A 23,039-nucleotide genomic window follows, 5' to 3' on the forward strand; every position below is an offset into this window, starting at 1 on the left:
ATCAAGCCGGCGCGAACATCCCCTGTAAAACGCTTCCCACACGATGAAAGTCTGGGTCCAGCTCGGTCTCCAGCGGGGCGATGACGAAATAAGCGCCTTTGCGTTGGTGAAAGCCGAAGGGGGCATAAAGGCGCTTGTTCTCAATCGCTTCTGTAACAAGAGGCCGGGGTGCGATTGTGGGGCCGAGGCTAGCTTCGGCTCCCTGAAGGACAAGGTACATCTCGTCGAAGTAGATTGTGTTGTCGGCTGGCTCCAGCGAAACGCCGCTTTCTTCCGCCCAACTTTCCCAGATGTGTGGTCTGTCTTTTGAGATCAGTCGGTTGTAGTGCGTAAGGGCGCGAGCAGGGTTATGTGTCTCTGGTGGAAGAAGCAAAGGGGAAATCACTAGACCAAACTCTTCATCAGCAAGCTTCAGAAGCGTATTGGGTACATCGGGTATTTCCTCAATGCGTAGGCTAAGGGAATAAGAGGCATCGACGGTGCCGCGATGAGTGTCATCTGCCACGAACTGCAACGGACGGTCGCCAATGGCTTCTTGAATGAGATGGGCATTCGGGATGATCACGCGCAGCAAACTGGTAGAGGGGGCCGCCAGTACGAAAGGTTTGCTTGCCAGATCATGAAAAAAACTCTGCTCGGCCTGCCTCAGCAAAGCAAAGGCGCTCCGTGTTTCCTGAAACAACTTTTCTCCGGCTGGCGTTGATAGGTTGCGGCGTGAAACGCGGGTGAACAACTTCGTTCCCAACTCGGCTTCCAGTGCTTTGATGTGTTTGCTGACAGCACCTTCCGTCACGCACAGTTCGTCCGCCGCTGCTGCTATGTTTCCGCATCTCACTGTCGTCTCAAAAGCTCTGAGAGAGGGGAGACGGCCCATTAGATTTACTTTCCTATCACTCAAGTCAGAATCCCAAATATTCGATTATCAAGAGGATTATAGCAGCCTAATACTCAACTAAGAAAGTATAGGAGGCAAATTTGGACAAACTTTGGATTGATACTGATACAGCATCGGATGATGCGGTTGCGCTGATGATTGTCATGTCGCTGGTGCCTGAAAGGATAGCAGGAATTAGCACGGTTGCTGGCAACGTGCCGGTGCACCTGTCCTCTCGCAATGCCTCCTATACTGCACGACTGTGTGAGTTTGAGACTGTCATTCATGAAGGCGCCGCCAGCCCGTTGTTAAGACCGCTTAAAACGGCTCAGTACATCCATGGTGAAGATGGTATGGGAGATATTGGATTGGACCTGGGAACGCCTAACTTATCTGGTGTTCCTGCAGCGGTTGCTCTGGTGGAAGCAGCTCGTATGAATAAAGGAGAGCTGGAGGTTGTCACGCTTGGCCCGCTGACCAACATTGCACTTGCTCTGAAGCTGGATCCTGATTTTGCGGGCAATATCGCCAAGTTGACCATCATGGGTGGTACTGGTGATTGCTACGGCAATGTTACGCCGGTCTCAGAATACAATATCTGGGCTGACCCGGAAGCCGCAGATATTGTGTTTCGCTCACCTATTCCTAAGGTCATGATTGGGTGGGATATCTCTCGGAAATATGCGAGTGTTTCTGACCAAGAAGCTGAGGAGCTGCTCGCTCTTGATACTGCGAAAGCTCGGGTTGCGGTTCATTCGCAAAAGGTGCTCCGTGCATTCTGCGCCTCCACATCAGGCGTGAATGGTTTTGATCTGCCAGACCCTATCGCATTGGCCGCTGCCATCAATCCTTATGTGATCACGGAGGCAAAGCCTTATGCGGTGAGTGTGGTTTGTCAGGACGGTTCTGCCAGAGGGTTGACCATCCTAAATGACAGGCATTGCCAGGACACACCAAAAACAACGAGAGTAGCGCAAACTGCAAACAGAACCGTGTTCTGGCAGATGCTGACGGAGGCTCTGAAATGAGCAGCAACTTGCTTTCCATGCCCAAGGTGGAGCTACATACGCATATTGATTGCAGCTTGGATTTTGGGACTGCCGCTCGTTTGAAGCCTGGTATGAGTTTTGAGGATTATCAGGAAGCTTTCATTGCACCGGAAAAATGCACAGACCTCTCACAGTTTCTTATGTGCATTGACCCCGCTTTGGTGTTGTTGCAAACAAAGCTTGCTCTGCAAATCAGTGTTGATGGAATGATCCGCCAGTTGGCTGCAGACCACGTTGTTTATGCAGAAATCCGCTTCGCACCGCACTTGCACACCCGTATTGGCTTGAGAACGGAAGAGGTCGTGGAGACAGTTCTTGGCCAGATGTTTGAAAGTAGTGAACGTGAGGGGATCTATTGCCGCCTGATTCTTTGCACTCTACGCCACTTCAACGAAGAGCAAAGCTTTGAGGTCGCAGATCTCGTTGCACGTTATCAAACGCAAGGTGTTGTGGCGTTAGACCTGGCGGCGGATGAGGCCAACTTTCCCCTTGATGAACATACCAATGCCTTCCGCCGGGCCAACACGCTGGGGCTGAATACAATCGCGCATGCGGGCGAAGCAAGTGGGGCTGACAGCGTGCTGGAAACGTTGGACAAGCTCTCCGTTAGCCGTATCGGGCATGGGGTGCGTTCGGTTGAAGATCCTCGGGTTTTGGAACGTTTGATAAAGGATGACATCCATTTGGAGGTCTGCCCCAGCTGCAATATTCAGACGGAGATCTTCCCACGGTTGAAGGACCACAGCCTCGCGCAGTTGAAAGATGCAGGTGTTAAACTCAGCCTCAATACAGATGCCCGGGCGACCACCAATGTTTCCCTTACTCAAGAATATGAGCGTGTGCAAAAAGCTCTCAACTGGACTGAGCAAGACCTGATCACAAGTTCTCAATTGGCCATCAAAGCCAGTTTTGCTCCAGACGACATCAAACGGAGCGTCCAGCAAAAGCTGGAGGCTTACACGGTGAAAGCTTAAGCTTCAGCCTCGCTGAGTTCCAGCATTTGCGTAGAAGCAAGTACCGCGTGTAGTTGCAGCAAGAGAAGCCCGAAGCAACTGATGGCGAAGACGAACCAGTAGTAGTTTGCTGCGGGGAACCCCACGATGAGCAGGGAGAGCAGGAAGCCGAAGAGGGTTCGCTGGATGTAGGTCAGGGAGCTGATGACGGAGAGGTAGCTGCCAAAAATATCTTTTTCAACCATGCTCATAATGTAGGTGTTGAAGGCAACACGCTCAGCTGATCCCATTGCGCCAAGGAGTCCCGCGCAGATCACAATAGTCGGGAAGTTCGGAAACAGGCTGATCGTGAGCAGTGCAAGACTGAAAATCGCCAGGCAGGCGCGCATGATCATTATGGCTGATCCGGTGGAAACGATCCGGCTGATGAGGAAGCCGGAGAGCGCTGCGCCTAAGCCATAGGAGATGGAGAGTTTTGCAAGGGCTGAGACATCCAGTTTGAGCACACCGCTTAGATAGATGGGGTGCACAATGTTGAGCATCATGACGGCAACGAATGTAATGTTGGCGCAAACCCCAAGCAGCACCAAGTCCTTTCGTTTGAGGATACTGCGGAAAACGGCGCGCGAGACGCGTGCGCGCGCTGGCCTTGCTTGCTGCGTGTATGGAATGAAGCACAGCAGAATTGCAGAGAGAAGCATCAGGCCGCCGTTCAGTTGCAGCAGGAACTGGAAGTCGCTGCTCTTGACGGCATAAATCATCAGCAAGCCCACGACAAAACTGGAAACCTGCATCTCCACTTGCATCCAGCCGTTTACTTTTCCGCGCTCATCTTCCGCAAAAACTTCCTGAATGAAGGCTGTCAGAGCGTTGTAAAAAAACAGAAAGAAAACCTGCGAGGCGAAGTAGAACACACTCAAACTGGCGACTTTAAGAAATGAATTGCCATAGGCGACGGATGCAATCTGTAAGACAATCGCCATCATCACGATGCAAACCATCAGGGTTGATCGTCGTGAAAATCTGTCCACCACTCTGCCGGAGACGGGTGCCAGAAAGATCAGTAAAGCAGTGGCATAGGTTGCTGTGAAGGCGAGAACTTTCTCACCACCAAGCGTCTCTGACAGTTCCCAGGGGACGACCGTTAGCGCGATCCCCATAGCAATGGATGCAATAAAATTCGAGAACGTTAAAACAACAAGCTTCATCTGAATATCCCCCCGGCTTCAATGGAGCATATTTAGAAAGTAAAAACTATCTTTATTTGATAAAATGATATCTCACACTAAAATATGACCCGAATAATTGTTCTATATTTCTCAATAGTAAGTGAGTTTGCGGACTGTTCAGCCTCAAGAAACCTATGGAGTCTATAGGCCCCTGTCCCTTATGCTGGATGTGTTGGGTTGAGGATATATCAAAATGGAACTTTGGATTCCGATCACCATTGCAGCGGCGTTTAGCCAGAACTTGCGTTCAGCGCTGCAAAAGCACCTAAAAGGTAAAATCGGAACCACCGGAGCCACGTTTATCCGCTTTGGCTTTGGTTTCCCCATCGCAGTGTTTTATCTTGCGGTGATCCTCAAGATAACTGGAGAGTCTGTTCCTGATGTGGGAACCACCTTCTACTGGGCTGCCGCGTTTGGCGGCTTAGCGCAGATTATTGCCACCTTCTTGCTCGTGCACCTGTTCTCCTATCGGAATTTTGCGGTCGGTACGGCGTATTCCAAGACAGAACCGGTTCAGGCCGCGTTGTTCGGCTTCATCTTGCTGGGAGAGCAATTAACACCGCTCGGCATGGGCGCGATTGCGTTGGGGATCATCGGTGTGTTGTTCATCAGCTTTGGCAAGCAACGTCCATCGGGTTCTATGGTGCTGTCTACGCTGGTTGGTAAGCCAGCGTTGATTGGCTTGGCGTCAGCTGCATTCTTTGGGGCATCGGCTGCGTTCTACCGCACAGCTTCACTCTCCGTTGAAGCCGACTCCTTCTTGCTGCAGGCGGCATTCACGCTGGTGTGTGTGACGGCCTTTCAGACCGTTGTCATGGGCAGTTGGATGACTGTGACATGTCCTGCAGAGTTACGCGCAGCGATACGAAACTGGCGCTTGTCAGGTTTGGTCGGGCTTGCGGGCATTGCCGGGTCCATCGGCTGGTTTACGGCAATGACGTTGCAGCAAGTGGCGTATGTGCGCGCGCTGGCTCAGATTGAGCTGGTGTTTACGCTGGCCGCATCCTGGATGTTCTTCCGTGAGAAGATCACACCGATTGAGCTGGCAGGGTGCGTGCTTGTTGCCCTTGGCGGCGTCGGTATTGTTATTGCTGCCAGCTAAGGCGTTTTAACTGCCTTTACGGCCAACAGCGTTGGTTGGCGTGCCCTTTTGGAAGCTTTCCATATGAGAGATCAGCTGATCCCAAAGGGTCTGCATGGCTTCTTCTGAAGCCCAGGCCACATGTGGAGTTACGATCACGTTTGGCCGCTCCAGAATGCTGAGCAGGGGATTATCCTCCTGCGGTGGTTCTGTGGTGAGCACGTCAAATCCTGCTGCCGCGATTTGCTGCTTGTCGAGCGCCTGAACCAGTGCAGCTTCATCCACCAGCCCGCCACGAGAAGTGTTAATGACGATTGGCTTTTGAGGCATTGCCTCGAACTCAGGCGTGGAGATGATACCGCGTGTTTCTGGAGTTAGCGGCGTGTGCAGGGAGATGACATCGCTGGTCGTGATCACCTCTTGCCAGGCGGTGTAGCCAACGCGGACCTCTGTCGCTCCCTTGCGCTCGGCAAATACAACGTCCATGCCCAGAGCTTCGCCAATGCGCGCGGTGCCCTTGCCCAATGTACCTGAGCCAATGATGCCCAGACGCGAGCCAGCCAAATCTTTGATTGGGTGGTTGAAGAAGCAGAATTTGCCTGACTTCTGCCATTCGCCGTTGATCACGTCTTCACGGTAACCCACCAGCGAACGACGAAGAGCGAAGATGAGAGCGAAAGCATGTTCCGGAACGGTGTTGACCGCGTAACCGCGCACGTTAGACACCACGATGCCCAGCTCGTCACAGGTTGCGATGTCCACCTTGTCGTAGCCTGTCGCTGCAATGCAGATCAGCTTCAGGTCTGGCAGTTGCTTCAGCACATCGGTGGAAAGAGGCACCTTGTTGGTGATGCAGATCTGAACCCCGTGCAGCTTCTCCAGCACTTCCTCAGGAGAGGTGTTGTCATATTCCACCCAGTCATGCGGAAAGGTTGGTTTGGAGATGTGGACGCTTGGTCCAATGGTGCTGCGGTCCAGAAAAGCAATCTTCATATGGTTACCCTGAAAATGTTGGAAGCAATGCGTCAAAGATGGAGGATGGTTCGGCGCTCTCATCATCCACGCCATTGCGGGCCTGCCCCCAATCGCTCAAGGCATTGAGAACCGGAATAAGCGAAAGGCCGTCTTTGGTCAGCGAATATTCCACGCGCACTGGCACTTCAGCAAACACCTCACGGCGGACGATGAAGTGCTCTTCCAGTTCTCTTAGAGAACGGGTGAGCATCCTGTCGGAGGCGCCGGGCATGAGCTTCTTCAACTCGGAAAAACGCTTGGAACCGGTTACGAGATGGTAGAGCAGGATCGGTTTCCACTTGCCGCCGATGATTGCTACGGTGGTGGCGACTGCTTCTATTGAGCCGATATGAGCTGCACTGTCACTTGTCATTTTTGCTTACACGCTTGTTCGTATCACTCGTCATGCGGGTATGGCGCACACTTACTGGTGCTATATCAGCTTTTAATCAAAATCAAACGAAGTTTCAGTGAGCTAGAGCTGAATAGACCTAGCCTAGCAGTTAGCCTTGCGTAAGGCTTGAGCCATCTCAAAACGCTCTGGACACGCCTTCAGGTTCCCGCCAATATCCATTGCTTCGTTTTATATGAATTGAGTTGGATGGTTCCTTGGCAAGATACCCGGAAATTTTTGTGCTTCGGCATGGTCAAACAGAATGGAACGTAGCGGGCAGATTTCAGGGGCACCAGAATTCTCCACTTACGGAGAAGGGCAAGGAGCAAGCTCTGCTGCAAAACAAGCTGCTCTCAGGTGTTGAAGCCCTGCCAGCCACTGCGTTCGTCAGCCCGCAGCTCCGCACGGTGCATACAGCACAGCTTGCTCTGGGGCCTCAGGTTGAGCAGAAGCTGGATGATCGACTGAAAGAAATCAACTTCGGCGCTTGGGAAGGGCTGACCAAGCAAGAAGTGAAAAATCTGGTCGGAGATGACTTCGAAAGCGGCCTCTGGCATTTTCAGAGCCCGCAGGGTGAAACCTTTGAGGCGATCTCAGGCCGCGTTCAGCACTTTCTGGAGGAGCTGACCGAGCCTGCCGTTGTTGTCACACACGGCATCACCTCCATCATCCTGCGTGGGCTCTATATGGGGCTCAACACACTGGAACTCCTGCAACTCCCCCGCAAACAAGGCTGCATCTATCACCTTTCCAACGGGTCTGAGCAGGTGCTGGAATAAAACCCAACTTATCAGAGAGCGTTATGCATAGCCGCAAAATCGAAGCTGTCGTGCTTGCTCTCCCAGTTCAGCGCTTGCTTTGCATAGCTGGGGTCGTAAACACGGTCGATTGACCCGGGCAGTGTCCAGTCTTGCGATTGGAATAGTTTTACAATCGCGGGGATCTCCGGGCGATAACGGCAGGTGCATCTATTTTTAGCTCGTCTGCGTCTTCGGGCAGGAAGGGCGTTTGGCCGGAGATGATGAAGCGGTCAAAATCGTTGCCGTCATCAGTAAGTGCAGCCACGTGCGCTGCGGCAACGTCTTGTTTGTCGATCCCGCGATGGAGACGATAGGCTGCCATAAGAGCAGGAGCCCCCGGAAAACAACGGGACATACGCAGGGCTCTCACCTTAAACTCACTGCTTGCCAGTGGAGCCAAACGGTCTTCTGCTTCAAGTTTGGTGCGGTGGTAGATCGTCCGCGGCTGGGGTGTTGTCTGCTCTGTAACCCAGGCTGCTGTGTCAGCAGGTGTACTGGCAAAACCATAAAGTGCTGTCGTGCTGGTGAAGATGAAGCGTTGAACACCCTCAGTCCGTGCCGCGCGTGCTAGGGCGACAGTGCTCTCAACGTTGATTTGATGAAACTCTTCCTCTGAGAACACATCCACATGTGGTGCATGGAGAGCGGCTGAGTGGATCACCGCGAACGCGCCCTGACAGAGGCGCTGCATCGTCTTTGCATCTGAGATGTCAGCAATGTGTGTTGTTGTTGGTGCAGCGACACGGTCTACGCCAACAACGCTGTAAAATGGCTTGAGAGCAGAGACGACCTCGCTGCCAATGCGACCAGAACTTCCTGTGACAATGACCTTCTGCATTTCTGGTGTTCCTGAAAGTTACCGCACCATCAAATAAGCACCGGAGATCAGCAGCATGGCGGCGAGGGCGCGGCTGAGGTCTATGGAGCGGATGGGCAGGTTGAAGAGACCGAAGTGATCGATGACCATACCAGCCATTAATTGCCCGACGATGATGAGCAGCACGGCAGAGGTTGCGCCCAACTTTGGCAGAGTCTGGGTGATGGTGAGGTAGAGGATCAGGCCAAAGACACCGCTGGCCAGCATGTACCATGGGATGGTGCGCCACTCGCTGATCTGCTCACCCTTGCGCGCAAATAATAGCGCGAGCGAAGCAATCAGGCCGCCTGCGTGGATGATGACGCTGGCAGCAGCTCCACCAACGCGCTGACCCATAATACCGCCCATAGGCGCTTGCAAGCCAACGGCGACACCGCCGAGCAGACCGATAAAGCAAATCGCGAGTAGTTCCAGCACAGATAGAGGTCCGATTCTTGTAGAGATTAGAGCAGCTAATCCCCTCTGTATCGGTCTCCACCTGCTCTGCCTATGCAGAAATGCTGATCAAACCCTATAGGTTCGCTAAACTGCCGAAGCGGGTTGCTTGCCTGTTTTCCACTCGGCCCGGCCTTGAAGGCTTGGTCAGATACCGGATATTGGACTTCCGGCGCTCCTGAACAGCTTTTATCTTCTTGCTCAGCTGAATGTGGACGAACTCCAGCAACAAACCAAAGGCCATCGCAAAGTAGACGTAGCCCTTGTTGATGTGGATCTCGAAGCCCTCAGCCATAAGAAGACCACCGAGTAGGACAAGGAACAGCAACGCCAACGCTTTCAGGCCCGGATGCTTTGTGACAAGCCGGTTGATTGCGCCTGCCGTCAACACCATGACAACAGCAGATGCCAGAATTGCTGCAACCATGATGGGCAGATCATCCGTCAGACCAACAGCGGTGATCACCGAATCCATGGAGAACACTGCGTCCATCGCCACGATCTGCAGCAACACAACCGTCAGGCCGTTTGCCAAGTGCGGTGCATGCTGGGTTTCAGTCACCACCAACAGGTGTTTCAACTCCGTCATGCTCTTTGCCAGCAGGAATGCACCGCCGCCAATAAGGATCAGGTCTCGACCGCTGATATCAACGGTGCTGACCTGAAACAGCGAGTAGGTGAGAGACATCACCCAGCTGATGGAGAACACAAGGCCTACACGGGCAAGCACGGCCAGACCGATACCGAGGTTTCGGGCAATAGCGCGTTGGTGTGCGGGAAGGCGTTCACACAGAACCGAGATGAAGACGACGTTATCGACGCCCAAAATCAGCTCTAGTCCGAACAAGGTCAGAAAGATTAGCCAAACCTGTGGCTCAAGGAGAAGCTCTATCATTGGTAAGGCTCCCTGATCAGAACCTCACCGGTGATCGGTCGACAACCAGAAGTGTCGTCCATTGTTTTTTGTACCTCGACAAAGGAAGATAGCCATATTATCCGCTGGCATCTTGGGGGGCTATCACCTTGTGCTTCACGCGCCAGCGGCAGGCATTTTAACGGAAATCCATTCACTCATAAATAAGTGTAAATACTTATTTTGTGGCATTTAATGTCTGGAAACCTTTCGTATAAATGGCAGAAATGCCTAAGATTTTTATGGATTCGGGGTGCTATGTCACATTGCGCAACCTGAGGTGAATCTGACTATGATGTATCTATAGTTTTTTAGAAATAGCTTTTTATGGAGGTAATTATGACTGCTCAGGAAACAAAGCTGCTTCTGGTATGCGGAAAGATTGCCTCTGGTAAATCCACTCTTCTCACACATTTGGTGAATGATCATCATGCTGTGCTGATCAGCGAAGATCATTGGAATGCAACACTCTTTCCCGATGAGTTAAACACGCTGGAGGATTACGTGAAGTATTCTGCCCGCGTGAAAAAGGCGCTCGGCCCGCACATTGTCGGGCTGCTTCAGCATGGTGTTTCTGTTGCGTTGGACTTTCAGGCGAACACTGTACGCGATCGCAAGTGGATGAAGAGCTTGTTTGAAGCAGCTAATGTCGCCCATGAGCTGCATTACCTCTCCGTGCCGGATGAGGTGTGCAAGGAACGTCTTTGGGTGCGCAATGAAGCTGGTGAACACCAGTTTACGGTCAGCGAAGCTCAGTTTGAGCAGTTTACCAAATACTTCCAAGCGCCCACCGTAGATGAAGGCTTCAACGTCATCTTGCACGACTTTCAGGCAGCCTGATGAAAAAGGCCCCTCGGCAAAGAGGGGCCAGTTTTGCAAAAGCCGTTGAGACAACAGTTTATGCTGCTTGGCGTTGTTGTAGGGTCGACTTTTACGTTGTCAGTAAAGCCTTAAGCCGTTGCTTCCAGCTGTTGTGGTTGAGTGGCCGGAGCCTTGCCCCAGCGCAGGGATGCTTCCGCAATGCGCTTGCCAAAGGATTCTGCCGTGCGATGATCTGCATTTGGTGGCGCCACATCTGGCCCTTCATCCACGTTAGCTTGTGCCATCATGCCCAGATAAGAGCCGAGGCGGTTGATGTCTTCAACGGAGCCTGCACTGGAGTTATTGCCTGCCATATCGTTGGCGCCAACCCAAATCATACCCTGCTGAGCTGCAAAGACAGACATCTGCACGAGAGTAGTCATCTTATCGCCAGACTGTGAAGCGGATACAGTGAAGCCAGCCGCCAGCTTATTTTGCCAACCACGGTCAAACCAGACCTTGGAGGTTTCATCCATAAACATCTTAAAGGGACCGCTGACAGAGCCCAGATAGGTTGGTGAACCGAAAATGATGGCATCGGCGTTGTTCAGAATGGCAAAGTCTCCGTTTAAGCCAGTGACATCGACCAGCACACCATCCGCGTTTTCAATTGAATTGATGCCATTGACGACAGACTTGGCCAGCGTCTCGGTATGACCAAAGCCGGAGTGGTAAGCAACAGCGACAGAAACTCTCTTATCCTGCATATTTTGTTCCTTTGAAATTGAGAGTATGCGTTCTGCCGAAACATGAGGGGCTGGCTTAATGAATACAAATGCATTAATTCAATAAGAATCATGCAGAAAATGAATTACTTGGGTCTTGATGGCCGCGCCCTGATGATGTTGAAGCTGATCCATGAGTGCGGATCGGTGACGCAAGCTGCCCAAATGCTGGGCGTGAACCAGTCTACCGTCAGCCATGGATTGGAGCGGGTACGGGGACTTTTGGGAGACCCGCTGTTCGTCAAAGCAGGCCGCAACGTGGTGCCAACCGAGCGCATGGATGCTCTGATGCCCATGGTCGAAGACCTGCTGCAAACGCTGGCGTTGATCGGTGAGCCCGCCAGCTTTGACCCCTCTACAGCAACCAACCGCTTCGTGATCGATTGTCGTGATGAGGACCACAATCTGCTGATCCCTTCGGTGATCAAGCGCTTACGGCAGGATGCCCCCGGTGTGACCCTGCGCTGCCGCCTGTCTCATCGGCATGAGGTCGCGTCACTGGTGGATGGTGAGGCCGATCTGCTGTTCACCCCGTTGCCACCGCCAGACTCGCATGAATTTGTGGCACAAACGCTGTTCAAAGACGAGTTCGTGGTGTTCTACGATCCCAAAACCCGAGGAGCACCGGACACGTTGGAAAAGTATGTGGCCGCACCTCATGCCAACATGCTGGTGACTGCTGACGAAGTAACATTCATAGATCGTGCATTGGCTGAATTAGGTCACAAACGCCAGACGGTCTATTCCGCCCCCAGCTTCAACGCCCTTGCTGCCACGTTGCCGGGTACAGACCTGATCGCCACCATGCCCCGCAAATTGATCTGCGCCGGTGTAAAATCCGGCCTCGCTTCTTGCAAATGTCCGGTGCCGGTTGTCGATGTCGGCATCAACGCCATCTGGCACATCCGCAACCGAACCTCCCCCGCCCACAAATGGTTCCGAGACCTCATTGTGTCAGAAGCTCAGGCGCAGTTTGGAAGCTAAACGCTCCCGCTGTTCTGCTGAAATGCGCCCGAACCAACCGCGAGGCATTTTGGGGGAAGCTGCTCAACGTAAGCATGGCCCTGCTTTTGATCGCCAGCATGGCGCCCGTGTTGCTGATGAATTAAAACAGACTTGCCTGCCTGAGAGATAGAGTGATTGACATGACCTTGACCACGATTGGTTTTACCAAAACAACAGCAGAGAACTTCTTTGGCCGTTTGCAAAGTGCGGGTGTGAAGAAGGTGATTGATGTAAGGCTCAATAACACCTCTCAACTGGCAGGTTTTGCAAAGTCCAATGATCTGGCCTTCTTTCTGGAAGTTATCGGCGGCATCGGTTACGAGCACGAACCCTTACTGGCTCCGGATCATGATATGTTCAAAGCCTTCAAGAAAGAGAAGGGCGACTGGACTATCTTCAAAGACCGCTTCATGGGGTTGCTTTCTGAGCGCAAGGTGGAGAGTAAGTTCAATGCAGATATGTTTGAAGACGCCTGCCTCCTCTGCTCCGAACACCTCCCCCACGAATGCCACCGCTCCCTCGTCGCCAACTACCTCAACAGCCGCTGGGGCGGAGCGCTGAAGGTGACGCACCTTTGACTTAGGGGTAGTTGGTCGGTTTCAGATTTCGTAAGAGTACTAGGCAACCCAGTAGTCAGAGAATCGATTTCTGCTAATTGCGACCGATGAGAAATATTTATCCAAAACTCCAAAAATAAAACTTGATTATATTACTCATGTTTTATAGGTAGAGGGCAGCCGCAAGCCAATACCTCTTTCTATAAACATCGGTAAAATAATGAAGTTCTCTCCGAGGCCGGAGCAGGCTTGCAGCACCTTTGTGCTTGTTGCCTGCGCCCTTACGCTATCTGTGCAATCTGCTCAAGCTCAATCCAATAAATCGAAAGAAAGCGAAGACGTAGACGCGCTGGATCCAATCGTGGTGACTGGGTCTACGGACAACAAAGACACTATTGCGCAGTCCGAAATCACAAGTGACCTGATTGACCGCACTCAGTCTGCGACGATTCCTGGCTTGCTCTCCAGCCTCCCTGGTATTGAGTTGATCGGTAACAGCCGCGTTCTGGGGCAATCCATCAACATGATGGCTTTTGGCGACACTGAAGATATTGAAATCACCATTGATGGCGCTCAAAAGTCCTTTGAGAAGTACCAGCAGGGATCGGTCTTTATCGACCCTGAACTGCTTAAGGTCATCGATATCACCAAGGGTACTTTTTCCGCCGAAAAGTATGGTGCATTCGGAGGCTCTGTTGAGATGACAACTAAGAGCGCTTCGGACATGTTGCGTGATGGCCAGTCGTATGGTGCTTTTGCGAAGGTCGGCTTTGCTTCCAACGGCAATGAGCTCGTCAAATCAGCTGCCACCTATGCCCGCTCAGAGGAGCAAGGCTTTGAAGTTTTGGTCGCTGGAACACACCGCACTAACGATGACTACTCAGTTGCAGGGAATGACGAAGATCTGACTCTTTCTGCGGGCAGCATGTTGACAGGGCATTTCAAAGCAAGCCTGGAGCGTGAAGATCATTTCTTCGAGCTGAGCGGCATACATTCTTACAGTGATGACTACAAACCGTGGGCCGCCAGACGTGGTTTGATAACGGCTTCACAGTGGTCTTTGAATAAGTATGGCTCTTTGGAGGAATACCTGAAAACTCAGGCTGTTGACCGTGAGATGAAGGATACTTCACTGAGTGGGACTTATGAATACAACCCAGACAGCGATCTTATTGATTTGGCATTCAAGGCTTCTTATTCCAAGACAGCCCAACATGACACGCGCCGGGTTCCGCTCTCTGATCCTGACTATAGTGCAGGCCTTTATGTTGGTGGTGATGATAGCACGCTAGACTATTCCATTTACAAACTGGACCTCCAAAACACCTCTGCTTTTAATTGGGGTGAATTTGAAAATACGCTGAAATATGGCGTGCAAATGCGCCACGAAATTCGCGATAGTATGGCTTTTAAGAAGAGTTATGTCGGGCGGCCTGAGTACAATAATGGACACTTGCAGCCTTATAACATTCCAAGTGGAACGCAGACAATTTGGTCCGCTTGGGGTGAATACACGATTGGCTTTGCTGGATTGGAGCTGACGCCAGGGCTGCGTTACGACTACATTCACTCTAAAGGTGAAGCCAATCTTGCTTCTAAATATAACAATCCTGAGATGAACCACGACTATGGTACGGTAGAGCGCTTTGGCTTTTCTCCAAGCATTAGTGCAGTTTATTCTCTGACACCAAACATTAAGCTCTTTGGTGATTATGCTTATAAGTTACGCGCGCCCTTGGTTGATGAATTCTATGACGTAGGTAGCATTCGCGCGACGGCCACTCAGTTACAAAATGAGAGAGTGTCTGCCAAGCGCATTGGTGTTGCGTCGACCTACAAGAACGTGCTGATGCAGAATGATACGATCACTGGTCGTATGGCGATATACCGTAATGACGTCTCCAACAATATCTATCGATTGTTGAGTGAGAACTCGAGAAGCTATGACGCTCCTGCGCCAACATACGGCAATCTTGCTGGCTATTATACGCAGGGCTTTGAAGCTGAACTGTATTATGACAGTGAGCGGTTCTTCGGCAGCATTGCGTATTCCAGAATGCAGGGTAAGCATGATGGGACACTTAAAGATGTCAATGCAACGACGGACCAGTATGTGTCTGAAGTTGCTCCAACAAAGTTGATCGTTAGCCTAGGTTACAAGGTGCCAGAGGCGGATATCACATTTGGTTGGAAAGGTCGCTTTGTTGATGCTCAGGACCGAGTGCCAGACAACTACACCAGCCTTTATAGCCCGAGTAAAGGCTATGCGGTCCATGATGTGTTTCTGACATGGACTCCAAAAGAGGGGCGTTTTGAGGGATTGGAGGCCCGTGCTTCCATTGAGAATATGTTCAACAAGAACTACCGCCCTTACTTTGCTGATGGAGCCGCGCCTGAGAAGGGCGTCAACTTCAAAAGCTCAGTGAGTTACAAGTTCTAAGCGTTTCGAGAGCGGAGGTGATGAGCCTCCGCTTTTTGCTTCACCTTCACACCCCCACCGTCTCCCCCAATACAACCTCCCTCGTCACCCCAACATTCTCTAAAAATGCCGTGTCGTGGCTGACTATGAGGAGGGCGCCGTTGTAGGTGGTGAGGGCGGATTCGATGGCCTCAATGGCCGTGAGGTCCAGGTGGTTGGTGGGTTCGTCCAGGATGAGCAGTTTGGGGGGCTGGGCTGCGCCGAGTACGCAGGCGAGGCCGGCGCGCAGCATCATGCCACCGCTGAGGGTTTGGACCTGCTGTGTGGAGGCATCTCCGCGGAAAAGAAAACGGGCGAGGATAGCACGGCAAGTGTTTTCATCCTGCTCCGGGTTCAACACGCGGAAGTTTTCCAGCACCGACAGGTCTGGGTTCAACAGGCTGACACTTTGGTCCAGCACGCGTGCAGAGGGGTGCAGCTGGCAAGTGCCGGACAGGGGCGGGAGCTTACCCGTTATCGTCTTCAGCAGCGTTGTTTTGCCAGACCCATTCGCGCCTTTGATGGCGATGCGTTCTGGTCCTGTTATCACGAGTGAAAAATTGCGGAGCAAGGGCTGGTTTTTGTCATAGCCAACACTCAGTCCGTTGGCTGCCAGCACCCGTTGACCGTTTGCAATGCCAGAGGAAGCGATGCTGATGCTCAGCTGTTCCAGCACCTCGATCTTCTCGCGGGCGGCTTTGGAACTTTGCTCTGCCTCCTCGCGCATTCGAGATGCAAGATTGGCGTTTTCTCCAAGGCTGTTTTCAGCTTTGTTGCGCATGGCGTTGAGGAGGATTTTGGGCTGGTCGCGTTTGGCACGCGCACGGTGGCCTGCACCATCCTTACGGGCTTTGCGCTCAGTGACACTCTGAATCTTGCGGTTAAGGTCGCCAATGCGCTTTTCAGCAGATGCCAGATCTTGTTCAGCAGCAGCCAGTTCCAATGCTTTTTGCGCCTTGTAGAAGCTGTAGTTGCCGCCAAACACTGAGGCTCCCAGTGTGGTCAGCTCAACGATGCAATCCATCTGCTCCAGCAAGGCACGGTCATGGCTGACGATGATCGCACCTTTGCGCCACTTGGCGAGGAAGGTGCCAAGCGCGTCCCGCCCATCCGCATCCAGATTGTTGGTTGGCTCATCCAGCAGCAGAAAGTCAGAATCGTGAAACTGAAGTGCCGCCAACCTACAGCGTGTGATCTGCCCGCCGGAGAGAGTGGAAAGCGGATGGTCAGCGGAGATTTCCAGCCCCATGTGAGCAAGCGCTGCTTCCATACGACTTTCCAGCGTCCAATCGGCTTGAGCTAGTTCGTCCATGCTGGCCGTCCCGGCTTCAGCTTTTTGCAGAATATGCAGGGCTTTGGTGATGCCAAACAGATCTGCGAGTGTTTCCTGAGGTCCGCTTTGCAGCCGCTGCTTTAACAGGCTTATGGAACCTTGCACGGAGACAGAACCGGACGCAGGTGTAAGCGCACCGCTGATGAGGTTCAGCAGGGTTGTTTTGCCTGTGCCGTTGCGGCCAATCAGGCCGGTGCGGTGTGCAGCAAACTGAAGATTAAGATCAGAAAAAAGGGCCGTACCGTCAGGAAGCGCCCAAGACAGGTGATTGAGTGAGATAGACAAAGGCATGGTGATGAACTTTCACAGAAACAGGGCAGGTCGAATGGGTTGTCCTGTTCTTGTTCATCGCTTTATCTCCTCGCGTTTTGATCGGCCCAGAGACTATGCGGATTGCACGGGAAGTCAAGGCACATGCGGCCTCATTATCAGCGCCCCCCATCCTGTGTTGCTTTTGCCTCACTTCGTTGTGCGCTTAGGGCTAGCAATAGAAGGAGAGAGATGAGGAGCACTGCAGCACCGGGAATGACGGAGGCGCTGGAGAGGCTGAGAGTGGTGATCAGAGCTCCCGTTATCAGGCTGCCAAGCGGCGCGCCGCCTTCATCACCCAGATACATGACGCTGAGCACGCGGGATTTGTGGGTTGAGGGCGCTTGTTCCTGCAAGATGGTGCGGCTCATGTTGAGGCAGATGCCGCCGCCGATGCCCCAAAAGAAGATGCTGCCAAGAAAAGCCCAATAGGGCGGGGAGATAGCCCAGAAAAGCAGAGCAAAACCGCCCATGCTGTAGCCTGCGACAAGCAATGGAACTGGATTTCTGATCGCTCCCAGTTTGAGCAGTATGCCACTGGAACAGGCCCCGCCCACCATGAAGACAGCAAAGGCCAGCGCAAAGTCAAACCCTGTGGCTTGATAGGTGTCCCGCAAAATAAGCGGCACGAGGACAGCATAGGGGCCGCCCAATATGAGGCCCGCCGAACTCATTAGTAACACAGGCAATCTCAGAGTTTTGGAAGACAGCACCAAAGCCAGACCCGCACGAATTTCACTGAGGATGCTGGGTCTGTCTTTGACTGCAAGCGCTGGCGTGTCTGGCAGATGCAGGCTTGTTGCAATACCAGCCAGAAAGAGCGCGCCGGAGATGCCGAGCAGCGGCGCAACACCAACCCATTCCACACTGCTGGCGAGCAAGAACCCTGCCAGCGTAACGAGATAGAGCATGCCAACGGAAAGCGTCACGCCGCGCCGGATACGCATGGAGGAGATGTGGTTGAGCATGCCGTCCAGTGTGGGCTGTACGAATGCCAGTGTGGTGCCGGAGAGCAGTGCGAAGAGGATCAGGTTTTCAAACCCGACAGAACCGAAATGAAGCAACATGGTCAACGCCACAACGGGGATCGCATTGGCGATGTGTAGCAAAACGAGTAGCTTGCGCTTGTTCAGGCGATCGGCAAGGGCCCCGGCAAACAACAGCACAAGCAAGTTGGGCAACATAGAGGCTGTCATGGCATAGCTGACCCGTTCCGGGCTCTCAGCGAGGTAGACAGTTACGAGGTAGGGAAACAGGACACCGAGCATAGCGCGGGGAAATTGAAAACTGGTGAGGCAAAGTTGATAAAACAGAATCAGCCGTGAAACAGTCATCGATAAAATCTCTGAAGCAATCTTTGAAGATTATCGGTAGATCATGGTCCTGTCTGCAAAACGCAGCGTTTCTGCGAAATAAAGCGCACCTGTTGCCTGTACAGCACGCATTTTCGTGAAGATTGGCGCTCTGCCGTATCCTTGGAGGACAGAGCGCCGTAATCCCTTCTCAAGAATGGGCTTTAGACGCTGGATTCCACGGCAATCGTGAAGTTCGGCGGGATTACGTCTGTGCGAAGGTGTTTGATCTCCTGATACTCAGGAGAGTTCCAGAATGTCATGAGCGCGTCCATGCTCGGGAACCGGAAGAGTGTCAGCTGTGCATTGGTGTTCCAGGCGCCTTCCAAATGCTCGAAAGGTTGATCTGGTCCGCCAAACACGATGCATTCTCCACCAGCAGCTTCAATAAGAGGAACGGCTTTTTCGCCGTATGCGTCGATAGAGCCATGCCCTTCTGGCATGAAGCTGCTGGCAACAAGGTAGGCGACTTTTGGTTCACTCATGTCAGTACTCCAGTTTTGTCAGGTGAGGCAAAAGCACAGAATTGCGCCATTTTGGGGGGAACAGCCTCAGCCCGCTTGTGATGAGATGACACTCAAATACTTCCTCAAGTTAGGTTGAGGTCAAGCGCTTTTTGGGGAGGAAGCAAAAAATCTGGTGCGCATAATTGTCACGCTGTCCAGCGTAGGAGATTACAACAGTTTAACTTGAAACTGCCGCAATGTGGACTTAGGTTGCGGCTATGTTTCGTGTGCTGATCATATTATTGACGCTGTTTGTCACAACGCCCTATGCCATGAGCATGCAGGGTGAGATGGCGGCTAACAGTGCGGCACAAAAACTCGCTCTGGCTGAGCAAGAAGCGTCGGCCATGGAGCATATGATCTCTGATAAATCATCTTGTTGCTGCTGTGAAACCGAGACAGCCATGGCAACAGGTATGACTGCTTGCATGGCGACACTTGGCCTGCTGGATCAGGCCAATTCAGTCTCTCCTTTGTATCGCAGTACCAGCATATCTGTACCGGCTTTGCTGCCAGTGTATTCTGCTCAGATCAGCGGCATAGACAGGCCCCCAATCCATTTAGTTGCTTAGATCTCAAAACTCTAACTGGCTGAAATCAATAATAAACTGGATTGGATGGACTTATGATCTCCAAGGGTAATCTACTTGCTGGCGTGTTCACTGCTGTTCTTGGTGCAAGTGCTTTAACGCTGCCTGCTCATGCTGAAGGCGAGAAAGACGTCACGCTTTACAAATCTCCGAGTTGCGGATGCTGTACAGCTTGGGGCGACGCTCTTGATAAGGCGGGCTTCAACGTGATTGTGAAAAAGACGGATGATCTTTACCGCGTCAAACAGCAGGTCGGCGTGCCTGAAAATTTGGAAGCCTGCCATACCGCTATCGTGGATGGGTATGTGCTTGAAGGGCACGTGCCACTGGATGCTGTAAACCGCATGCTGACGGAGCGTCCGGACATCAAAGGCCTCTCCGTTCCGGGTATGCCGATGGGGTCTTTGGGCATGGGTGAGCCTGATGAGGACACCCAATACACTGTATTCGCGCTGCCTAAAGTGGTTGGTAGCAAGCCTGCTGTTTACCAAAAAGTCGGCAACTAATCTCTAGAGTTTATGGGCAGGAGCAGCGCTGCTTCTGCCTGTTTCTCTGAGGGTTCCCCTCCGACAAATCCCAATGGAAATTGGGGAGATTGCACTCCTGTCTCGCCTGCCCGACTCTTCCAAAATCGCCAAATCAAAAGGACGCGAATTATGGATGAGAACTGGCTCCCAACACTGCAAACAGCCAACCCGCAAGAGGGCTATGAGCTTGCAGTCAAACTTTCCCGCATGGCCATCAAATTTATGCAGCCGGATGCCGAAGTCCGCTCTGCTATGCGTTTGATGTACGAATATGATTCAGAAGCGCTTATCGCCGCTTCGCAGACCGTTGCAGAGCACTTCAGAACAATCGCCGCTGCGAATGATTACTGGAAATAAGCTGATTTTCTTACGCTGAAACACATCCCCGATGGCCATGCGGTTTTCGGGGAGATGTTTGGTCATGCTCCAACGAGGGCAGGAGATTTCAGCTCGCATAGATTCCCGTCCGGGTCTGTGAAAGCTGCGATTGTGCCCCAGTCGAACACTTGCGCCTGAACGTCCAGCCCTTTGGCGCGCAGCACCTCAATAGCTGTGTCCATGTCGTCTGTGTTGAACCGCAGGACGCAGGGGTTCTGGGTGCGCGTCTTTTGCGCGGTGCTGCCGTGCCCGCCGCGCTCCACCATAAGATAGCCGCCGCCAAGACGGAAACTGACCAAATCTTGCGCGCGTTCAATAACTTGCAGGCCCAGAGTGTGCTCATAGAACTGCACGCAGGCCTCAAAGTTCTCCGTAAACAGGATCACGCCAAACTCTGCGGTCAGCTCAGAAATGCTGGTAGTCTTCATCTCAAAATTGCCTTGCTCAAATACCTTGCCTACGCATCATATGCTGAAAGAATGGAGGCGATCATGTTAGGCCAGCAGATGATCCTGAGCAAGAAAGCTGGTTGAACCCCGCTTAGGGAACGGAGGCCAACCGGCTGAACTGGCTTCAAAAGAAAGGCGCGACCTCGGCGATCAGCTCAGTGGCTTGAAGATGAAGCCATCACCATCCTGAGTGACATGACCCATGCCAGGGTAGCTCAGATGTGTGGCTGCCAATGGGGTGCCGCTTTCTGCAAGGTGAATGAGCAGATCCCTGCGTGTTTTGATGGCTTGCTGCGGGTCGATGTCGAGGCCGTATGTGATCTCATCCTGTTTGATGCCCTGCGCAGCTAGGAGTGCATCCAACTTGCCGACATTTGGGTCTGTCTCTGCAAACACAACACCAGATCCTGTTGTCTGAGGGCAATAAAGTCTCATACCGACAATCTACCTAATTCTAGGAAGTCCGCGGTGACCGATCAGGTAGTAGAGAATTAAGTTGCGCACTGATGTGCGTTAAATAGCTTCTACGACAACTTTCTAAGTAATAGAATGTCATTCTGGAGGGAAATTTATCCTTCAGACCGGGTAATTTTGAACAACACAGATCTACCAAGCCTACAACGTGCAACGACTAGAGATCATCGAGGGCTAAGCTTTAAGTTGTCGTTATTTTCGGCGAAAATTGCTTGGAACTTTAATTTCGCTCATATGCGCAGGTGAGTTTATTGCGATTGCCCCAACCGCTTTATTCTCGCGCAGCAACTACCAATGATACGAGCTTCTCAAACTCGCTCCGAGTGACAAAGCGATGTTCGATGCAATACTCAGTTTCACGAGCAGCACGTTCGCGGCATGAGCGGATAAGCTGCATTATTGCCTCTTCTCCGGTCATTTTTTCACTAGTGGTCAGGGGAATAAATCGCTTCCGGAACTCGGTGGTGTCTGACTGGTGGATGATGACCGTATTCCATTTGGGGATCACTATAAGCGCCTGATTTCCCAGTCCCCACGCCCAGAAAGTCCCCTCAGGTAGACCAGTGTCTTCTTCTGGTATCCACCACAGATATCCATGCCCGCTTCGCAGCCCGCCAAAGCCTGTTTCAGTGAAATCTGCTGTAATGAGTTCTATCCAGTTTTCAGCAAGAACCTGTTGCCCGTCAGCAGCTCCGCGGTTGAGGTAGAGACTACCAACTTTTGCCAGATCACGCGCAGACATTTTGAACATTGCTGCCCTATGTTTGGACTGCTGAAGATCAACGGCATAAGATACGGCAGAGCGATCAAAGTCTTGCATCCCCACAGGTTGTGCGATTCCGACGTGGAACAACTCTGCAATCTCGGAACCTGTTGCATTCTCAAAGACTGTTGTCAGCGCGTTATAGTCCCAGTTGTTGTAAGCCCAAATAGTCCCAGGTTGGTTTTCTGAGTGCCCTAAACGCCTGTCTATATCCGCTTGCAGACTACCCGATGCGGCTGCAGGGTGGTTAATACCTGAAACACTTCGCAGCAAATGACGCACGGTTGTTTGTCGCTGCAACTGCGTTAGTGGAACCGGGGCGTCATCAATACCCAGTTCCTGCAGTGTCGCCTCAAGGCGCAGTTCGTTTGTGTGCGAAGCCAGTTGCTGACCAACCAGAGTGCTCAGAAGCGATTTTCTTATTGAATGAGCACTGTAGGACTTTGAAAGGTCACCGAATGCGCCAACTATTTGACCATTGGTGACGATCATGAAGCTGTCAGTGCTCAAACCGGCAGCGTAGTTAAAAAGTGTATCCAGCTTCTTTGAGTCCCAACCCAGATCCTCGGTCTTAGCTGCATCAAGTCGGGTTACCTCCAGATCTCGGAGAGGCCGTTCTTGACGCCCGAGTCCACGTTCTCCAGTCTGTATGAGATAAGTCAGCACGGATGCCGCAACCAATACAACGGCTAGCGCAACTAACAAATAACGGCGTTTCATAGGAAGCTCACTCTCGAGTATTCGGTCTTTGGAATTTATTAAAATCAATTGAGATTCGTTTCGAAATCAACTCAAAGTCAGCCACAGCCTGGGAAAATAGTAAACTAGGAAATTGCATTTCGATGAAAACGTAGTTCGGTGGCAGCTTTGAACTCTGCCGGACCAATTCCTACTTCATTTTTGGTCAGCCCGCTCTTGATGAACAGAGCATGGCCAGCGCCATAAAGAGAATATGTGATGGTCCAGAGGCTTGCCTCGGATGTGCGTGGGCCGTCTCTGGTCTCGCTCAGCCAGATAAAAGGGTTTTCGCCGTTGAGTATGGCGGTGCCGGGATTAACTGATGGCATAATTTAAGGCCCTGAAAATATTGCGAAAGTGGCCCACCCCAGTTGCAGGGTGGGCCTTTGCCAGAA

At 52.1% G+C, this 23,039-nt stretch carries 26 protein-coding genes; 11 read left to right on the forward strand and 15 right to left on the reverse strand.

The window, feature by feature from the left end; genetic code table 11:
• Position 1 precedes the first annotated feature (1 nt).
• Positions 2 to 874, reverse strand: coding sequence for a LysR family transcriptional regulator (locus tag BM231_RS25045; RefSeq protein ID WP_093523919.1), 873 nt, complete (start codon positions 872 to 874; stop codon positions 2 to 4).
• A 101-nt stretch (positions 875 to 975) separates the two neighbouring features.
• Here BM231_RS25045 and BM231_RS25050 point away from each other — a divergent pair, with 101 nt between their 5' ends.
• Together BM231_RS25050 and add are read left to right on the forward strand one after the other, a co-directional pair.
• A complete protein-coding gene (locus BM231_RS25050) occupies positions 976 to 1,902 on the forward strand; it encodes a nucleoside hydrolase (RefSeq protein WP_093523921.1) in 927 nt (308 codons plus the stop codon).
• The gene (add, locus tag BM231_RS25055) at positions 1,899 to 2,897 is read left to right on the forward strand and encodes an adenosine deaminase (RefSeq protein ID WP_167550333.1); all 999 of its coding nucleotides are present in this window, start codon (positions 1,899 to 1,901) and stop codon (positions 2,895 to 2,897) included. Before BM231_RS25050 ends, add begins: the two co-directional genes overlap by 4 nt.
• Here the strand turns inward: add and BM231_RS25060 are convergent.
• Positions 2,894 to 4,084, reverse strand: coding sequence for an MFS transporter (locus tag BM231_RS25060; RefSeq protein WP_093523923.1), 1,191 nt, complete (start codon positions 4,082 to 4,084; stop codon positions 2,894 to 2,896). The genes add and BM231_RS25060 overlap by 4 nt on opposite strands.
• 214 nt (positions 4,085 to 4,298) lie before the next feature.
• Between BM231_RS25060 and BM231_RS25065 the strand changes: the two genes are divergently transcribed.
• Positions 4,299 to 5,207, forward strand: a complete 909-nt coding sequence (locus tag BM231_RS25065; RefSeq protein WP_093523925.1) for a DMT family transporter — start codon at positions 4,299 to 4,301, stop codon at positions 5,205 to 5,207.
• A 6-nt stretch (positions 5,208 to 5,213) separates the two neighbouring features.
• Here BM231_RS25065 and BM231_RS25070 read toward each other — a convergent pair whose 3' ends face one another.
• Together BM231_RS25070 and BM231_RS25075 are read right to left on the reverse strand one after the other, a co-directional pair.
• Complete coding sequence (locus BM231_RS25070; RefSeq protein ID WP_093523927.1) at positions 5,214 to 6,179, reverse strand: D-2-hydroxyacid dehydrogenase; 966 nt, start codon at positions 6,177 to 6,179, stop codon at positions 5,214 to 5,216.
• A gap of 4 nt (positions 6,180 to 6,183) precedes the next feature.
• Positions 6,184 to 6,573 carry a winged helix-turn-helix transcriptional regulator gene (locus BM231_RS25075; protein WP_057462073.1) on the reverse strand — a complete coding sequence of 130 codons (390 nt, stop codon included), beginning with the start codon at positions 6,571 to 6,573 and terminating at the stop codon, positions 6,184 to 6,186.
• A 236-nt stretch (positions 6,574 to 6,809) separates the two neighbouring features.
• Here BM231_RS25075 and BM231_RS25080 point away from each other — a divergent pair, with 236 nt between their 5' ends.
• On the forward strand, positions 6,810 to 7,373 hold the full coding sequence (locus BM231_RS25080) for a histidine phosphatase family protein (RefSeq protein ID WP_093523969.1): 564 nt from the start codon (positions 6,810 to 6,812) through the stop codon (positions 7,371 to 7,373).
• 148 nt (positions 7,374 to 7,521) lie between these two features.
• On the opposite strand, the gene BM231_RS25085 is transcribed toward BM231_RS25080, so the two are convergent.
• The 3 genes from BM231_RS25085 to BM231_RS25095 all read right to left on the reverse strand — a co-directional run bounded on the left by BM231_RS25085 (position 7,522) and on the right by BM231_RS25095 (position 9,601).
• On the reverse strand, positions 7,522 to 8,232 hold the full coding sequence (locus BM231_RS25085; protein ID WP_208860640.1) for an NAD-dependent epimerase/dehydratase family protein: 711 nt from the start codon (positions 8,230 to 8,232) through the stop codon (positions 7,522 to 7,524).
• Between the two features lie 18 nt (positions 8,233 to 8,250).
• Positions 8,251 to 8,688, reverse strand: coding sequence for a DMT family transporter (locus tag BM231_RS25090; protein ID WP_082596634.1), 438 nt, complete (start codon positions 8,686 to 8,688; stop codon positions 8,251 to 8,253).
• 94 nt (positions 8,689 to 8,782) lie between these two features.
• On the reverse strand, positions 8,783 to 9,601 hold the full coding sequence (locus tag BM231_RS25095; RefSeq protein ID WP_093523929.1) for a TerC family protein: 819 nt from the start codon (positions 9,599 to 9,601) through the stop codon (positions 8,783 to 8,785).
• Positions 9,602 to 9,958: 357 nt separating this feature from the next.
• Here BM231_RS25095 and BM231_RS25100 point away from each other — a divergent pair, with 357 nt between their 5' ends.
• Entirely contained in the window at positions 9,959 to 10,459 is a 501-nt protein-coding gene (locus tag BM231_RS25100) for a P-loop nucleotide/nucleoside kinase family protein (RefSeq protein ID WP_057462069.1), read from the forward strand.
• Between the two features lie 110 nt (positions 10,460 to 10,569).
• Here BM231_RS25100 and BM231_RS25105 read toward each other — a convergent pair whose 3' ends face one another.
• Positions 10,570 to 11,187 carry a flavodoxin family protein gene (locus BM231_RS25105; RefSeq protein ID WP_063296089.1) on the reverse strand — a complete coding sequence of 206 codons (618 nt, stop codon included), beginning with the start codon at positions 11,185 to 11,187 and terminating at the stop codon, positions 10,570 to 10,572.
• 99 nt (positions 11,188 to 11,286) lie between these two features.
• Between BM231_RS25105 and BM231_RS25110 the strand changes: the two genes are divergently transcribed.
• The 3 genes from BM231_RS25110 to BM231_RS25120 all read left to right on the forward strand — a co-directional run bounded on the left by BM231_RS25110 (position 11,287) and on the right by BM231_RS25120 (position 15,207).
• A complete protein-coding gene (locus BM231_RS25110) occupies positions 11,287 to 12,189 on the forward strand; it encodes a LysR family transcriptional regulator (RefSeq protein ID WP_208860641.1) in 903 nt (300 codons plus the stop codon).
• Positions 12,190 to 12,350: 161 nt separating this feature from the next.
• Positions 12,351 to 12,788 carry a DUF488 domain-containing protein gene (locus tag BM231_RS25115; RefSeq protein WP_093523971.1) on the forward strand — a complete coding sequence of 146 codons (438 nt, stop codon included), beginning with the start codon at positions 12,351 to 12,353 and terminating at the stop codon, positions 12,786 to 12,788.
• 199 nt (positions 12,789 to 12,987) lie between these two features.
• A complete protein-coding gene (locus tag BM231_RS25120; RefSeq protein ID WP_093523933.1) occupies positions 12,988 to 15,207 on the forward strand; it encodes a TonB-dependent receptor domain-containing protein in 2,220 nt (739 codons plus the stop codon).
• Positions 15,208 to 15,253: 46 nt separating this feature from the next.
• On the opposite strand, the gene BM231_RS25125 is transcribed toward BM231_RS25120, so the two are convergent.
• The 3 genes from BM231_RS25125 to BM231_RS25135 form a co-directional block, all read right to left on the reverse strand.
• The gene (locus tag BM231_RS25125; RefSeq protein WP_093523935.1) at positions 15,254 to 16,849 is read right to left on the reverse strand and encodes an ABC-F family ATP-binding cassette domain-containing protein; all 1,596 of its coding nucleotides are present in this window, start codon (positions 16,847 to 16,849) and stop codon (positions 15,254 to 15,256) included.
• Positions 16,850 to 16,986: 137 nt separating this feature from the next.
• Complete coding sequence (locus BM231_RS25130; RefSeq protein ID WP_093523937.1) at positions 16,987 to 18,201, reverse strand: MFS transporter; 1,215 nt, start codon at positions 18,199 to 18,201, stop codon at positions 16,987 to 16,989.
• Between the two features lie 182 nt (positions 18,202 to 18,383).
• The gene (locus BM231_RS25135; RefSeq protein ID WP_093523939.1) at positions 18,384 to 18,704 is read right to left on the reverse strand and encodes a DUF1330 domain-containing protein; all 321 of its coding nucleotides are present in this window, start codon (positions 18,702 to 18,704) and stop codon (positions 18,384 to 18,386) included.
• A gap of 239 nt (positions 18,705 to 18,943) precedes the next feature.
• Between BM231_RS25135 and BM231_RS25140 the strand changes: the two genes are divergently transcribed.
• The 3 genes from BM231_RS25140 to BM231_RS25150 all read left to right on the forward strand — a co-directional run bounded on the left by BM231_RS25140 (position 18,944) and on the right by BM231_RS25150 (position 20,199).
• Positions 18,944 to 19,297 carry a hypothetical protein gene (locus BM231_RS25140; protein WP_093523941.1) on the forward strand — a complete coding sequence of 118 codons (354 nt, stop codon included), beginning with the start codon at positions 18,944 to 18,946 and terminating at the stop codon, positions 19,295 to 19,297.
• A 53-nt stretch (positions 19,298 to 19,350) separates the two neighbouring features.
• A complete protein-coding gene (locus tag BM231_RS25145) occupies positions 19,351 to 19,821 on the forward strand; it encodes a DUF411 domain-containing protein (protein WP_093523943.1) in 471 nt (156 codons plus the stop codon).
• Positions 19,822 to 19,971: 150 nt separating this feature from the next.
• Positions 19,972 to 20,199, forward strand: a complete 228-nt coding sequence (locus BM231_RS25150) for a hexameric tyrosine-coordinated heme protein (RefSeq protein WP_093523945.1) — start codon at positions 19,972 to 19,974, stop codon at positions 20,197 to 20,199.
• A 62-nt stretch (positions 20,200 to 20,261) separates the two neighbouring features.
• Here the strand turns inward: BM231_RS25150 and BM231_RS25155 are convergent, their stop codons facing one another.
• The 4 genes from BM231_RS25155 to BM231_RS25170 form a co-directional block, all read right to left on the reverse strand.
• A complete protein-coding gene (locus BM231_RS25155; protein WP_093523947.1) occupies positions 20,262 to 20,648 on the reverse strand; it encodes a VOC family protein in 387 nt (128 codons plus the stop codon).
• A 171-nt stretch (positions 20,649 to 20,819) separates the two neighbouring features.
• The gene (locus BM231_RS25160) at positions 20,820 to 21,104 is read right to left on the reverse strand and encodes a hypothetical protein (protein WP_208860642.1); all 285 of its coding nucleotides are present in this window, start codon (positions 21,102 to 21,104) and stop codon (positions 20,820 to 20,822) included.
• Positions 21,105 to 21,414: 310 nt separating this feature from the next.
• The gene (locus BM231_RS25165; RefSeq protein WP_093523949.1) at positions 21,415 to 22,626 is read right to left on the reverse strand and encodes a serine hydrolase domain-containing protein; all 1,212 of its coding nucleotides are present in this window, start codon (positions 22,624 to 22,626) and stop codon (positions 21,415 to 21,417) included.
• Between the two features lie 104 nt (positions 22,627 to 22,730).
• Positions 22,731 to 22,973 (reverse strand): hypothetical protein, encoded by a 243-nt coding sequence (locus BM231_RS25170; RefSeq protein ID WP_093523951.1) that lies wholly within the window; start codon positions 22,971 to 22,973, stop codon positions 22,731 to 22,733.
• Between the last annotated feature and the right edge of the window lie 66 nt (positions 22,974 to 23,039).

Origin of the sequence: Pseudovibrio ascidiaceicola (assembly GCF_900114245.1) — a bacterium.
GTDB classification, from domain to species: Bacteria; Pseudomonadota; Alphaproteobacteria; order Rhizobiales; family Stappiaceae; genus Pseudovibrio; species Pseudovibrio ascidiaceicola.